This window comes from Janthinobacterium tructae, assembly GCF_006517255.1.
GTDB lineage: Bacteria > Pseudomonadota > Gammaproteobacteria > Burkholderiales > Burkholderiaceae_D > Janthinobacterium > Janthinobacterium tructae.
Genome location: NZ_CP041185.1, coordinates 3131073 through 3146046 on the forward strand (window position 1 = coordinate 3131073; position 14974 = coordinate 3146046).

A 14974-nucleotide genomic window follows, 5' to 3' on the forward strand; every position below is an offset into this window, starting at 1 on the left:
GGGTAGGCAACGGGACCGGCAGGGGCCGGCCGATCCCGCCCCTGCCCTGATGCAGCCACTTACACCCGTGGCGGGTCCGTTTCGCGCACGAATGCCCGGTGCGCCGCCAGCGCCTTTTTAAAGGCCGCCACCGCTTTCACCACGTCGCTGGAAGGCGCGACGATGACGGCGGGATCCGGCTTGCCATCGGGCAGGGCCGCCGGCACGCCTGCCTTGTCCAGCAAGCCCTTGCCCGAGCCGATGGCCAGCAGCGGCTTGCAGTGGCGGTATTGCAGGCGCAGGAAGTCGAGCGCGTTGGCGTCGTCGCCCAGTTGCTGCACGGCGCCCTGGCCGTCGGGCACGACGACGGCGTCGAACAGCACGGACGGTCCCGCTTCGAGCGAGATTTCCACATCGAGCGGCGCGCCGCCGCTGGTGTCGACCCGGCCCAGTTGGCTACCCACCAGGCGCGGCACGGCGCCATCGGACAGCAACGCGGCATAGATATTGCGCACCTGCGCGCCGTCGCTGCCCGGCCCCACCAGGATGGCCACGCGCAGGGTATGGATGCCCGTCTTGCCGGGCCGGAAAAAGAGCGACAGCGCTGGCGACGGCGCATACGCGGGCAGCGGCTGCAGGGAGGCGCGCGGCATGACGGGCGGCAGCGCCAGGCCCAAGGCATCGGCCAGGTCCTGCGCCAGGGTTTCGTCGACATTGCGCAGCATGGCGACGATGCGCTGGCGGATTACCACCGTCTGCACCTTGCTCAGTTCAAAGCGGAACGCGCGCACAATGTGATCTTGTTCAATAGGCGTCTGGCTGATCCAGAACAAACGCGCCTGGCCATAATGCTCGGCGAATTTTTCGGGCTTGCCGCGTACATTGTCGCCTTCGGCGGCGGCGGGAAAACTGTTGAAACCCTTCGCGCCCGCCTGGAACGGGCAGCCGCCCGCCAGCGAATTGGGTTCGTACGCCACCCGGCCACGGTTGATGGCCTGGCGGTGGATGCCGTCGCGCTGGTTGTTGTGCAGAGGTGCCAGCGGTGCATTGATGGGAATCTCATGAAAATTGGCGCCGCCCAGGCGCGTGATCTGCGTGTCGACGTACGAGTGGATGCGGCCCTGCAGCAGCGGGTCGTTGGAAAAATCGATGCCGGGCACGATGTGCGCCGTGCAAAAGGCCACCTGCTCCGTTTCGGCAAAAAAATTGTCCGGGTTGCGGTTCAAGACCATTTTCCCGACTGGGACCAGCGGCACCAGCTCTTCGGGGATCAGTTTGGTGGGATCGAGCACGTCGAAGGGGAACGCTTCGGCCTGCGCTTCCGTGAAGACCTGGAAGGCCAGTTCGTATTCGGGATACGCGCCGCACTCGATGGCTTCCCACAGGTCGCGCCGGTGGAAATCGGAATCGGCGCCGCTGATCTTGACGGCTTCGTCCCACACGAGCGAGTGCGTACCGGCCATCGGCGACCAATGGAATTTGCAGAACACGGACTGGCCCTTGGCATTCACGAGACGGAAGGTGTGCACGCCGAAGCCCTGCATCATCCGATAGCTGCGCGGAATGGCGCGGTCGGACATGGCCCACATCAGCATGTGCGTGATTTCCGGCGACAGCGAAGCGAAATCCCAGAAGGTGTCGTGCGCGCTGGCCGCCTGCGGCATGCCATTGTGCGGCTCGGGCTTGACGGCGTGGATCAGGTCGGGGAATTTCATCGCATCCTGGATGAAGAAGACGGGGATGTTATTGCCGACCAGGTCCCAGTTGCCCTCGTCCGTATAAAACTTCACGGCGAAGCCGCGCACATCGCGCGCCGTATCTGTCGAACCGCGTTCACCGGCCACCGTAGAAAAGCGTACGAAGACCGGCGTGCGCTTGCCCGCCTTGGCGAACAGCGCCGCGCGCGTCAGCTTGCTTTGCTCCTTGTAGCATTCGAAGTAGCCATGGGCGGCCGAGCCGCGCGCATGTACGACGCGCTCTGGGATGCGTTCATGGTCGAAATGCGTGAGCTTTTCACGCAAAATAAAATCTTCCATCAGGGTGGGACCGCGCAAGCCCGCCTTCAGCGAATTCTGGTTGTCGCCCACGGGCACGCCCTGGTTGGTCGTCAGCACGCAGCCGCTGTCGTCGCTGCGGGCGCCATCGAGGGAAGCGTTACGCGCGTTCTCGCCCAGCGCGGGCTGGCCAGCGCCCGTCTTCGCTGATGCTGTCGTTTCGCCCGCAGTGCTGGCCGTGGCCAGCGCTTCGCCGGTTGCCACATGCACGCCTTCGGCCGGCCTGCGCGCCGCCTCGCCGTACTGGCCGTCCTCCTTGGGATTGACTGCCATGGCGGCGGCCAGCTGCTGGCTGGCCGCCGTCTTTTGCAGCAGCGCGCGGGTCACGTCATTGTCCGCGCCCAGGCTGTGCGGCGCATTGCTGTCGGATGGGCCGGACATGCTGCTCAGGATGGAACCCGCACCGTCCGTGGACGGCGTTTTCTTGTTGCTAGCCATTACGTCTCCTGTGAGTAGTTTGCCCCGGGAGAACGCTACAAATCGCTCATTCAGCGCACGAACAGGGCAATCAAAACAATGATGGGAATAGGTATGCCGATCAAGCACAACAAAACGGAGCGCATCATCGCTCTCCTTTACTGCTTGCTACTGTGCGCGTGGGCGCCGGCCCGCCCCGCCATGACGGCGAAGGGAACAGCGCCCACGACAAACTACCTGGCCGCTCTGAGTAAAACTTATTTGCGCGAACCCAGCAGTTTCGACAGGCCATACCCGGCCGCCGCCGCAATCAGCAGCGACATGGCCGGGCGCTCGCGCACATAGCCGCGCCCCGTTTCGCCGGCGCGCTGGCAGGCGGCGCCCAATTGCTTGCCGCGCGCCATCAGGGTTTCGGAAGCTTTGTTGACGCTGTCGCTGACCTGGTCGATGCGGTCGCCCACCTGGTCCACGCCGTCATGGGCGCGCGTGGCGACCTTGTCGGCCAGGGGCTGGGCCTGGCTAGCCACCTTGTCGATGGTGCGGTGCAAGTCCTGGCGGGTATCCTGGGCGGTGCCGTTCATATCGGAGCTGGTTTTTTCAATCGCGTTCATGGTGGTTTCCTTTAACAGTGAATAATTTCAACCATGCTCGATGCCGTGACCGAATCATGATTCTCCTCGCTTCGGGGAAAAAGAAGCGGCTAAAAGCTGCCGGGCTGAGCCATATCAAACAGTGGATCAGCAGCAAGCTGTTGGCACTACCTTAACCGCGCCCGCCGCGCGCCACTGTGCGCTGCCACACCTTGAGGCACAGGCTTAAATTCCTGTTGGAAATAACAATCTCCGCCGGCCTGGCGGGGCGAGCGGGGAGCAGAATATGTATGGATTTTTAACGGGATTTTCCGCATAATTGCGAGAAGCAATATCCATACATATAGATAAAATGTCCAAATCAAAAGCCATACAAGAAGATAGCCTGGCCAGTGCGTGGATCACACCGTTCGTGCAGCACGGCGGCCCGCGCTACCTGCAGATCGCCGACATGCTCGAGCGCGCGCTGTCCGACGGCAGCCTGCGCCCGGGCGACCGCCTGCCGCCGCAGCGCCGCCTGGCAGCCCTGTTCCAGATCGACCTGACGACGGTGACGCGCGCCTACGACGAGGCCAAGCGCAGGAATTTGCTGGAAGGCCAAGGCGCGCGCGGCACCTACGTGGCCGCGCCGAAGGTGGAATTGACGCAGATGCTGGACCTGAGCATGAACATCCCGCCGCCGCCCGCAGGCGTGGATTTCGACGACCTGTTGAAACAGGGCGTGGCACAGGTGCTGATGCGCACGGACAGCGATCTGTTGATGAGTTATCACCTGGGCGGTGGCGGCAAGGCTGACCGCGCGGCGGGCGCCGTCTGGCTCGCGCCCATGTTCGACCACGTCGAGGCGGAACAGGTGGTAGCCTGCCCCGGCGCGCAGGCGGCGCTGGCAGCGCTGATATTGACCCTGAGCCGGCCCGGCGACAGCATATTGACGGAGCCAGCCGTGTATCCGGGCTTGCGCTCGGCAGCGGGACTGCTCAATCGCAAGACCATCGTCGTGGAAACGGACGCGGACGGCATGCTGCCCGATGCGCTGGAAAAAGCCGGCCGCAAGCACCGTGCGCGCCTGGTCTACCTCAATCCCACGCTGCAAAACCCCACCGCACACACCATGCCGGTCGCGCGGCGCCTGGCCATCACGCAGGTGGCCATACGCTGCGGCATGCATATCATCGAGGACGACCCGTACTGGCTGCTGGCTTCCGACGCGCCGCCGCCGCTGGCCCATTACGCGCCGGGCAACGTGTCGTATATCGCCACACTGTCGAAATGCCTGGCGCCGGGCTTGCGCATGGCCTACGCGCTGGTTCCCGACGCGCAGCTGCGCGAGCGCTTCGTGCAAGCCCTGCGCTCGTTTTCCCTGATGGCCACGCCGCTGACGACGGCGCTGGCGACGCAATGGATACACGACGGCTCCGCGCACGCACTGCTGGCGGGCGTGCGCAGCGAAGCCGATGCGCGCCAGGACGTCATACGCACGATTCTGACAGGCACCAGCCACCCGCGCAGCGACGGCATCCATGTCTGGTTTTCACTGCCCAGCTACTGGACCTCGCGCGAACTGGCCGACACCGCCCGCGCCCAGGGCGTGGCCGTCACGGCCTCGGACGCCTTCCACACCAGCAAACCACCGAACGCCATCCGCATCTCCCTGGGCAGCATCCGCGACCGCGCGCGCCTGGCCAGCGCCTTGAAAAAACTGTCGCTGCTGCTGGCGCACAAGCCGGTGCTGCACCAGGAGTTCGTCATTTAGGCGGTAGATGAGCGCTTCGGCGCAGGCTGGCGGGGAACAAAGCTTCAGACGAAAAAAAACCACCGTTTGTGCGGTGGTTTTTTTCTACTGCGAATACTTGGTGCCGTTGGCCGGAATCGAACTGGCGACCTTCACATTACGAATGTGCTGCTCTACCAACTGAGCTACAACGGCGAAGACCCACATTCTACAAACAATGCACAAAATTTGCTAGTGTCAACGCGAACTTTTTTGCATTTTTTTCGCGGCCCGGCTGCGGGCCGCTGAAAATCGCGGCTTTTTACTCCGCGTGGTAGGCCGTGACGCGGGCCACTTCGTCTTTCGAGCCGAGGAACACGGGCACGCGCTGGTGCAGCTTGTGCGGGGCGATGTCCATGATGTGCTGCTGGCCGTCGGTGGCCGCGCCGCCGGCCTGTTCGACAATGAAGGCCATCGGATTCGCTTCGTACATCAGGCGCAGCTTGCCCGGCATCGAGGTATCGCGCAGGTCGGCCGGGTACATGAAGATGCCGCCGCGGTTCAGGATGCGGTGCACGTCGGCTACCATCGAAGCGATCCAGCGCATATTGAAGTTGGTGCCGCGCGGGCCCGTGTCGCCGGCCAGCAGTTCGTCGACATAGCGTTTCACGGGCGGATGCCAGTGGCGCGCGTTCGACATGTTGATGGCGAACTCCTTCGTCGTTGGCGGAATCTGCATATTGCTTTGCGTGAGGACCCACGAACCCATTTCCCGGTCCAGGGTGAAGCAGTTCACGCCATTGCCGAAGGTCAGTACCAGCATGGTTTGCGGGCCGTACACGGCGTAGCCGGCGGCAACCTGCTTGGTACCCGCCTGCATGAAGTCCTGCTCGGTCGGCTGCCCCATGCCCTCCGGCGCCTTGAGGACCGAGAAAATGGTGCCGATCGAGACGTTGACATCGATGTTCGACGAGCCATCGAGTGGGTCGAACAGCAGCATGTATTCGCCCTTCGGATAGCGGTTCGGGATCGGGTGGATCGATTCCATTTCTTCCGACGCCATGGCCGCCAGATGGCCGCCCCATTCGTTCGCTTCGAGCAGGATCTCGTTGGAGATGATGTCGAGCTTTTTCTGCACTTCGCCCTGCACGTTTTCCGTGTCGGCCGTGCCCAGCACTTCACCGAGGGCGCCCTTGCCGACGGCGTGGCTAATGGTCTTGCAGGCACGCGCGACGACTTCGATCAGCAGGCGCAGTTCGGCCGGGATGCTGTTGTTCGAGCGCTGCTCTTCAACCAGGTATTGCGTAAGACTGATGCGTTTCATGAATTCCCTTTGTTGGTTATGTCGTTATTTTAAGTGTCGCGTGCGGTGATTGTCGGCTTACGCGCCGTTGGCGCCAAGCCGACCTACGAAATCATGACGCCGCGTAGGTCGGATTAGCCCGCAGGGCGTAATCCGACCTGCCATCAATTCGCCAGCGCCTTGCTGACGACCTCCATCACGTCATTCGACAAGCTGGCCTGGCCGGCGACTTGTTCCAGCGCGTCGCGCATGTGGCTTTGCAGTGCAGGCACGTAACGGCGCCAGCGGTCCATCGAGCGCGCCAGGCGGGCGGCCACCTGAGGGTTCAGGGCGTCGAGCGCGATGACTTGCTCGGCCCAGAAAGCGTAGCCGCTGCCATCCACCGCATGAAACTGCGATGGATTGCCGTTGGTGAAATTGAAGATCAGGCTGCGCGCGCGGTTCGGATTTTTCAAGGTGAAGGCCGGGTGCGCCATCAACTGGCGCACGGCTTGCACATCGGTCGTTGGCGCGGCCGCCTGCATGGCGAACCACTTGTCGACCACCAGCGCTTCGTTCTCGAAATCGGCATAGAAGCTGGTCAACGCCGCCTGCGCATGCGGCTGCGAGCCGGAATGAATCAGTGCCGCCAGCGCCGCGGCGCGGTCGGTCATGTTGCCGGCATTGTCGAACTGCAGCCGCGCCAGGTCCAGCTCCGCCGCCCCGGGCGCGATCAACAGATACGACAGGGCCAGGTTTTTCAGTGCCCGCTTGCCGGCCGACAGGGCGTCAGGGCTGTACTCGCCCGGCGTCTGGTTGGCGTGGTATTGCGCCAGCAATTCGGGCTTCAAGGCTGCCGCGATGGTCGTGCGCATGAACTGGCGCGCCGCGTGGATCGCCTGCGGATCGACTTGCGCCATGCGCTCGGCGATGATGGTTTCCGACGGCAGGATCAGGGCCAGCTCGCGGAAGGCAGGATCGAGCGTGTCGTCGGCCAGCAAGGCGCGCTGCGCGGCGATGAAGGTCTCGTCCAGCACCAGGGGCTCGCCGGCGGCGACGGCGCCCGTGAGTTTCAGCAGACGTTCCATGGCCAGGCGCTGGCCCGCTTCCCAGCGGTTGACGGGATCGCTGTCGTGACGGAACAGGTGCAGCAGCTGCGCATCGGTATAGTCGTACTCCAGCACCACGGGCGCGGAAAAGTCGCGCAGCAGCGATGGCACGGGGACTTCCCCAACCTGGGTGAAGCGGAAGGTCTGCGACGCCTCGGTCAATTCCAGCACGACGCTGGTGGCGCCATTCGATGCCACGCCGTCCACATGCAGCGGCAGGTCGCGGCCGTCCGCTGCCAGCAAGCCGACGGTGACGGGAATGTGGAATGGCAGTTTTTTCGGCTGGCCCGGCGTGGCGGGGCAGCTTTGCGCCAGCGTCAGTTCGAACGTCTGGCTGGCGGCGTCGTAGCGCGTGGAAGCCGTCACCACCGGCGTGCCGGCCTGGCTGTACCAGCGCTCGAACTGGCTGAAATCGCGGCCATTCGCGTCCGCCATGGCGGCTCGGAAGTCGTCGCACTGCACCGCCTGGCCATCGTGACGCGCGAAGTACAGGTCCATGCCCTTGCGGAAGCCGTCGCGGCCCACCAGGGTCTGATACATGCGCACCACTTCGGCGCCTTTTTCGTAGATGGTGACCGTGTAAAAATTATTGATCTCGACGAAGGAATCGGGACGCACGGGATGCGCCATCGGGCCCGCGTCTTCGGGGAACTGCGCCTGGCGCAAGGTGCGCACCTGATCGATGCGGGTGACGGCGCGGCCCGTGTCGGTGCCGATCATGTCGGCCGAGAATTCCTGGTCGCGAAATACCGTCAAGCCTTCCTTCAGCGACAGCTGGAACCAGTCGCGGCACGTCACGCGGTTGCCCGTCCAGTTATGGAAGTACTCGTGGCCCACCACCGCCTCGATGCCGGCGTAATCGACGTCGGTCGCCACGCGCGAATTGGCCAGCACGTACTTGGTATTGAAAATATTCAAACCCTTGTTTTCCATGGCGCCCATGTTGAAATCGCCCACGGCGACGATCATGAAGCGGTCCAGGTCCAGCTCCAGGCCGAAGCGCTCCTCGTCCCAGCGGATCGAGTTTTTCAGCGACTGCATGGCGTAGTCGGTTTTATCGAGGTTGCCCTCTTCCACCCACACCTGCAGCAGCACTTCGCGGCCGGACTTGAGCCTGTAATGCTCTTCCTGGCACACCAGGCGCGCCGCCACCAGGGCGAACAAATAGGACGGTTTCTTGAACGGGTCTTCCCACTTGGCGTAATGGCGGCCGTCACCGAGGTCGCCCTCTTCGATCAGGTTGCCGTTCGATAGCAACACCGGATACTTGTCCTTGTCGGCGCGCAGCATGACGGTGTACCTGGCCATCACGTCCGGGCGGTCCGGGAAGAAGGTGATGCGGCGAAAACCTTCCGCTTCGCACTGCGTGAAGAAGTTATGGTTCGACACATACAGGCCGGACAACGAGGTGTTGTCCTGTGGCGCCAGCACGGTCTCGATCTCGAGCAGCACGTCGTCCGGTGCCTTGGGAATGGTCAGCATGCCGGCCGTCAGCTTGTACTGCGACGGTTTCAGCAGCTTGCCATTCAGGCGTACTTGCACCAGCTCAATGTGTTCGCCGTGCAATTCGATGCTGCGACTGGTACTGGCGGGGTTGTGGCGCATGTGGATCCGGCTCGCCACCACTGTGCGGGCGGGATCAAGATCGAAACCAAGTTCGACGCTGTCGACCAGGAAGCTGGGCGGCGTGTAATCTTTGCGGTAAATCGTCTGAGGGCTGTCTGTGCGCATAGGGAATGGGTGGGAGCGGAGGCAAAAGCCTATTTTACCAACACCAGCCCCCCGATAGTCGCGATTCAGCTCAGGAATGTTGGATTCCCTTACACGCCGACATACCAGGTAACATTCTGTAATAATGCATGGAAACAAATAGAACTATTCTTATAATACTAAGCGATGAATTGCGTCTACTAACAGGAGATCATGCAATGAAACGATATCTCACCATCATGATGGCCGCATTGACCGTGTTGCTGACCGGATGCGCCACCACCATACGCAGCGATGTGACCGTCTTCCACGAGTGGCCTGCGCAATTGCAAGACAAATCGTATGCGTTTGAAGCGCCAGCGGCGGAAAACGACACGCTGGAATACCGCAGCTACCAGAACCTGGTGCGCGCGGAACTGGCCAAGCACGGCTTCGGCGAAGCTTCCGGCCCTGCGGCAGCCAATTTGCGTGTGGCGATGCAGTTTTCCACCGTCGACTATCCTGAGCGCGTGCTGCAAGCCACCGATCCATTCTGGTATGGCCCTGGCTACTGGCCCGGCCGCTACGGCTATCGCTACGGCGCATGGCCAGGCTATGGCCGCTTTGGCTACAACCCCTACTGGTATGGTCCGATGGATGTCGAAGAAAGCGTGCGCCATAAGTACGAGCGCGAATTGCGCGTGACGATCAATGACCGCAGCGGCAAGAAACTGTACGACGTGACCGTGCAATCGACCAGCAACAAGCGCGCCACGTCGCAAGTGATGCCGGCCATGGTAGCGAGCGCCTTTGCGGACTTCCCCGGTCAGAGCGGCGTGCCGCGCAAGGTCGAAGTCAAAATAGAGTAATGGCGTGACACTACAAAAAACCGGCTGGTGCAGCAATGCGCCAGCCGGTTTTTTTATGCCTACGAGTAATATGCCTCGGCGGCAAAGGTGAGCACGCCGATCAGCGCCACTGCCAACACCAGCACGATCAGCAGGCGGCCGAATTTCGGCGTGCCGTCGTTTCCGCTGCCGCCGCTCATGGCACGATGATGGTCGAGCCGGTGGTCTTGCGCCCTTCCAGGTCCGTGTGCGCCTGGGCGATATGGGCCAGATTGTAGCGCTGGTTGATCTCGATTTTGACTTCGCCGCTGCTGACGACGCCGAACAGCGAGGCAGCCATCTCTTCCAGGTTCGCGCGGTTCGACGCATAGCTGAACAGAGCGGGACGCGTGATGAAGAGCGAACCGCGCGACGCCAGCTCGGACAGGGTAAACGCCGGCACGGGGCCGGAAGCGTTGCCGAAGCTGACCATCATGCCCAGCGGCGCCAGACAGTCGAGCGAGCCCGTAAACGTATCCTTGCCGATGGAATCGTAGACGACAGAAACGCCCTTGCCGCCCGTGATCTCGCGCACGCGCTCGACGAAGTTTTCCGTGTTGTAGTTGATGACGTGGGCCGCGCCATGCGCCTTGGCCAGCGCCGCCTTTTCATCGGAGCCGGCCGTGCCGATCAGATTTACGCCCAGCACCTTGGCCCACTGGCAGGCGATCAAGCCCACGCCGCCCGCCGCCGCGTGAAACAGGATGGTATCGCCCGCCTTCAGCGCCACCGTGCGGTGGAACAGGTATTGCACCGTCAAGCCTTGCAGCATCATGGCGGCGGCCGTATCGAAAGCGATGCGCTCGGGCAGCGCCAGCAGCAGGGCGGCCGGCAAGTTGCGCTGCTGCGCATACGCGCCATTGATGCGCGCCGCATACGCCACCCGGTCGCCCACCTTGACTTCCGTGACGCCCTCGCCCACCGCCTCGACGATGCCAGCGCCCTCGACGCCGAGGCCATTGGGCAGCGGCTGCGGATACAGGCCCGAGCGGAAATACACGTCGATGAAATTGAGGCCGATGGCCTCGTGTTTCACGCGCGCTTCGCCGGGGCCGGGCGGCGGCAGTTCCACATCCACGTATTCCATCACTTCCGGGCCGCCCACGCGCTGTACGCGGATGGCCTTGGTGGTAATCGTTGCGCTCATGCTCATCTCCTTGTCTGGGTGAATCAGGCGGCAGCAACGGCCAGCGCCTGCAGCTGCGACAGCACCAGGTGCGCCGACGACAGATTCGTCGCGCACGCCACGTTGTGCACGTCGCAGGCGCGCACCAGGGCATTGATGTCCGGCTCGTGCGGCTGCGGCGTCATCGGGTCGCGCAGGAAGATCACGCAATCGATCAAGCCTTCCACCAACAGCGAGCCGATCTGCAAGTCGCCGCCGAACGGACCCGAATGCTTGCGCTCCACTTGCAAGCCCAGCTCGTTGATCAGGCGGCCGCCCGTGGTGCCCGTGGCCGACAGTTCGCAACCCTTCAAAAAGTCCAGGTATTCGCCCGCCAGGGTAATCATGTCATCTTTTTTCTTGTCGTGGGCAATCAGGGCGATGCGTGTTTTCATGTTGAGAGCATTTTCAGTGAGTGGGGGAATTATTTCTTTTTCGACAGCAAGTAAATACCGGCCAATACCAAGCTGGTGCCAGCCAGTTGCCAGTTGGTGATCGGTTCATCGAGAATCATGGCGCCCAGGAACAGGGTCGACACGGGGCCGATCATGCCCGCCTGCGAGGCGACGGGCGCGCCGATGCGTTCGACGGCGATCATCGTCATGAAGACGGGCATTACCGTGCAAAAGATACCATTGAGCAAAGACAGGCCATACACGGGCATGGGCTGGATCAGCAGCTCGACGGGGCGCAGGATGAAAAACTGGGCGATGCAGGCAAAGCTGGCCACGCACATCGCGTAGGAAACGAGCCGCATGGAGCCGATGCGTTTCACCAGTTCGCCGGAACCGAGCAGATACACGGCATACGAACAGGCCGAGCCCAGCACCAGGGTAGAGCCCAGCGCCACATTGCTGGCGCCGCCCTGCAAGTCATGCACGAACACCAGCACGATGCCGCAATACGAGGTGAGCAAGGCCAGCCACTGCAGGCGGCTGATGCTTTGCTTGAAGTACACGGTGGTAATCAGCAGCACGAAGGTGGGCGTGAGAAACAGGATCAGCCGCTCCAGGCCCACGGAAATATATTGCAGGCCCAGGAAGTCCAGATAGCTGGACAGGTAGTAGCCGACGAGGCCCAGCCCGACCAGGCGCCAGCGGTCGCTGGTCGACAGTGGCGGCTCCGTGCGCATCTTCCACCAGGCGATGACGGCGAACACGGGCAGAGAGAAAATCATCCTGAAGGCGATCAGGGTGACGGCGTCGATCTGGTAGCGGTACAGCAGCTTGGCGACGATGGCCTTGGTGGAAAACAGCACCGCCCCGCCCACGGCGATGGCCAAGCCACCGAGGTAGACGGAACGGGGAAGCGAAGATGGGGATGCTTGCGGGGAACTGGAGCTCATGCCCAGATTGTAAGGCAAAAACCAAAGGCGGCTGCAACGCCCATACCGTTGGCGCAGGCCGGGCGTAGGTCGGGTTAGCCCAAAGGGCGTAACCCGACAACACCACCATTACCCGCCTTTACGCCACCACCACCGCCGCCGCACCCGCCGTCACCGTGGCCGTCGTCACGCGCGCAATCACGTTACTTGGTGCCGCCGTGCCGATCAGTTTATTCACTTGCTTGAACTGCGCCACCAGCTTGCCAGGCGTCAAGGTGACCACCGTGTAGCCCTGCGCATCCGTATTCAGATGCTTGATCCACGGGTTGTTGCCCAGGCCGGACAATTGCTGCGCCAGGCCCAGCAAAGTCGTGCTGAAGTCGGTACTTGCTTTCAAGCCCGCCTGCACGGCAACGACCGTCGCGTCGAGCTGCGCTTCCGGCACGCCCTTGGCGGCCAGCGCGCCGCGCAGCTGCACGCGCAGTTGTTCCAGCAGGCTGTCGACGGTGGGCGCCGCCTTGCCCATGGTGTAGTCGAGCAGGTTGACGTCGAGATTGACCGTGCCCAGGCCCGTGACGGGAATGGCCAGCGGGTAGCTGACGAGGGTGCCGATGTCGCCCATGGCGCCGGCAGCCGACTTCAGGTAGCTGAAGAAGGAATCCGAACTGACGCCGGCCGACACCAGGTCGACCATCACGGGCGTGCCACCGCCAGCGGCGTCGAAATCGTCGCTGACGGTGCCGGCAAAAAACGAGTGGATATCGCCGGTCAGCGCCACCACGTTGCCGATGGCATTGTTTTTCAGGTGCGCCATCAGGTTCTTGCGTTCGCTGTTGTAGCCATCCCACTGGTCGCAATTGAGCAGGAAACGCGTGAAGAACGGCGCCAGCGCCGCTTGCTGGCCGGAAGCGGCGACAAAGCCCGAGGCGGCGCCCTTGGCCTGCACGTCGGGCTTGATCCAGCCGAAGGCAATCACTTGCGCGGCGGCGGCCGGTGAGCCGCTGTTGTAGGCGGTCACCGTGATGCCGGCCTGGGCCGCGCTCAAGCCGGCGCCCACGGCTGCGGCGCCCTGCGCGCTGGCATTGGTGGCGGCACCGGCAATCGCCATGGCCGCCGCCTGCGCCACGGTCGTCGATGCACCCGCCGTCGAAGCGGCCACGATGGCGCAGGCCAGCGGCACGCTGCCGCCCACCAAAGGCAGGGTGCTGGCGATGGCCTTGCCTACGTTAGCCATGGCGCTCAACGCCAGCAAGGTGGCAATCGCATCCGTGCCATTCAGGCCCATGCGCAGCAGCGACACTTCATTGCCCCACAGCTTCCAGGTCGACGTGGCCGCCTTCATCTTGCTTTTCCACCAGTCGCGCTGGATCGTGCCCAGCATGCCGACGGCCGCCAGCGGGTCCGTGCCGGCTTTCGTGGCGGCCGCCATCTTCTGCCCTTCCACGCTGTCGAACAGCGCTTGCGGCACCAGGTAGCGGCTGCCGATGCTGCCCAGCGGCTTGCCCGTGGCCGGGTTGATGGTCGACTCGGCAATCGCATGGTCGGCGCGGTACAGGCGCTCGTCCGTCATCACCAGCTGCATCAGTTTGCCGAACTGGAAATCGCGGTAAATCTGGATATTCTGGAACGTTGTCGCGGCGCTATCGAAGGTGACGTCGGCCGGCATGTATTCGAACCAGGCCTGGTTGGCGCTGCGCCGGCGCGCCGGCTGGTGCAAATCGCTGCCGTCGGCGGCCACGATGCCTTCATAGGTGGAAGCGTCCTGCCAGGCATCGTCCGTAAACTCATGGTCGTCCCAGATGGCGATGAAGGCGAAGCGCTCGTGCACGGCCTGCAGGCGGGTATCGGTGCGATATTTCTTGTACAGGTAGCGGTAGTCGGCCACCGTGGTCGCGTACTTGGCGCCCGCGCTGCCGCTCTTGAACGTGCCATCGGGCAATTTCAGCTGGTCGTGGCGGCTTTCCACGGCGCCGCTCTGGAAGGCTTCGCCCACCGTTTCATAGATGTAATCTCCCAGGTGGACGATGAAATCGAGCGTTTCATTGGCGGCGATGTGCGACAGCGCGCCCCAGTGGTTGATGCTCCAGTCCTGGCACGTCAGGTAGGCGAACTGCAGCTGCGATACGTCGGCCGTGGCGGCGGGCGCCGTCTTGAAGCGGCCCACGTTCGAGCGCACGTCGCCGGCGATGAACTGGTAAAAATACACCTGGCCCGGCTGCAAGCCCGTTACCTTGTGGCGCAGGGTATTGTCGAAATCGGCTTTCAGCGGCAGCTTGGCGTCGACGATGGGCGTGCCGGCCAGGGCCGTGTTGCCGCCCAAGGCAGCCGTATTGTCGCTGGCGCTGACGATCAGGCGCACGGCCACGTCGGACTTGCCGGTCACGGCGGGCGCGACGGCGTCGAAACTGGCGGGCACGACGCGCGTCCACAGCATGGCGCTGTCGGCGCGCGGATCACCCGAGGCCACGCTTTGCGGGAATTTCCAGTCGCTGCCCGAGGCCAGCGGCACGCCAGGATCGCTGTAATCGGTGCTGCCGCAGGCGGCGAGGCCGACGGTGGCCACCGACACGGTAATAAAGCCACCCAATTTCAGAAATTGCCGCCTGTCCATTTGACTTGCCATGATGTCGCGCCCTCGATATGGTGAAAGCGCGTCACTTTAGCAACAGATTGTGTCATCCTGATGACGGGGCCATGCCGCTTGGCCGGGGGCCGATATGCTAAAATGTCGGCCACAATTGAACACCTAGTCTAAGGAAGATTCGAC

Annotated in this window: 10 protein-coding genes and 1 tRNA gene; 2 read left to right on the forward strand and 9 right to left on the reverse strand. The window is 63.1% G+C overall.

Going from position 1 to position 14974, the window contains the following annotated elements; translation table 11 throughout:
- Positions 1-59: 59 nt before the first annotated feature.
- Together FJQ89_RS13630 and FJQ89_RS13635 are read right to left on the reverse strand one after the other, a co-directional pair.
- Complete coding sequence (locus tag FJQ89_RS13630; protein ID WP_141170557.1) at positions 60-2471, reverse strand: catalase; 2412 nt, start codon at positions 2469-2471, stop codon at positions 60-62.
- A 236-nt stretch (positions 2472-2707) separates the two neighbouring features.
- Complete coding sequence (locus FJQ89_RS13635; protein WP_141170558.1) at positions 2708-3061, reverse strand: ElaB/YgaM/YqjD family protein; 354 nt, start codon at positions 3059-3061, stop codon at positions 2708-2710.
- A gap of 331 nt (positions 3062-3392) precedes the next feature.
- Here FJQ89_RS13635 and FJQ89_RS13640 point away from each other — a divergent pair, with 331 nt between their 5' ends.
- Complete coding sequence (locus FJQ89_RS13640; RefSeq protein WP_141170559.1) at positions 3393-4793, forward strand: aminotransferase-like domain-containing protein; 1401 nt, start codon at positions 3393-3395, stop codon at positions 4791-4793.
- 98 nt (positions 4794-4891) lie between these two features.
- Here FJQ89_RS13640 and FJQ89_RS13645 read toward each other — a convergent pair.
- From FJQ89_RS13645 to pepN, 3 genes are all read right to left on the reverse strand, one after another.
- Positions 4892-4967, reverse strand: a tRNA-Thr gene (locus FJQ89_RS13645).
- A 106-nt stretch (positions 4968-5073) separates the two neighbouring features.
- Positions 5074-6075, reverse strand: coding sequence for a class 1 fructose-bisphosphatase (locus tag FJQ89_RS13650; protein WP_141170560.1), 1002 nt, complete (start codon positions 6073-6075; stop codon positions 5074-5076).
- A gap of 143 nt (positions 6076-6218) precedes the next feature.
- Complete coding sequence (pepN, locus tag FJQ89_RS13655) at positions 6219-8873, reverse strand: aminopeptidase N (protein WP_141170561.1); 2655 nt, start codon at positions 8871-8873, stop codon at positions 6219-6221.
- A 197-nt stretch (positions 8874-9070) separates the two neighbouring features.
- On the opposite strand from pepN, the gene FJQ89_RS13660 reads away from it, so the two are divergent.
- Positions 9071-9700: a DUF4136 domain-containing protein gene (locus tag FJQ89_RS13660; RefSeq protein ID WP_096237660.1), complete on the forward strand. Its 630-nt coding sequence runs from the start codon at positions 9071-9073 to the stop codon at positions 9698-9700.
- A 175-nt stretch (positions 9701-9875) separates the two neighbouring features.
- Here FJQ89_RS13660 and FJQ89_RS13665 read toward each other — a convergent pair whose 3' ends face one another.
- From FJQ89_RS13665 to FJQ89_RS13680, 4 genes are all read right to left on the reverse strand, one after another.
- Positions 9876-10865, reverse strand: coding sequence for a quinone oxidoreductase family protein (locus FJQ89_RS13665; RefSeq protein WP_141170562.1), 990 nt, complete (start codon positions 10863-10865; stop codon positions 9876-9878).
- A gap of 23 nt (positions 10866-10888) precedes the next feature.
- Complete coding sequence (locus tag FJQ89_RS13670; RefSeq protein WP_141170563.1) at positions 10889-11278, reverse strand: methylglyoxal synthase; 390 nt, start codon at positions 11276-11278, stop codon at positions 10889-10891.
- Between the two features lie 29 nt (positions 11279-11307).
- Complete coding sequence (locus FJQ89_RS13675) at positions 11308-12228, reverse strand: DMT family transporter (protein ID WP_141170564.1); 921 nt, start codon at positions 12226-12228, stop codon at positions 11308-11310.
- 118 nt (positions 12229-12346) lie between these two features.
- Positions 12347-14830, reverse strand: a complete 2484-nt coding sequence (locus tag FJQ89_RS13680; protein ID WP_243136549.1) for an alkaline phosphatase D family protein — start codon at positions 14828-14830, stop codon at positions 12347-12349.
- Between the last annotated feature and the right edge of the window lie 144 nt (positions 14831-14974).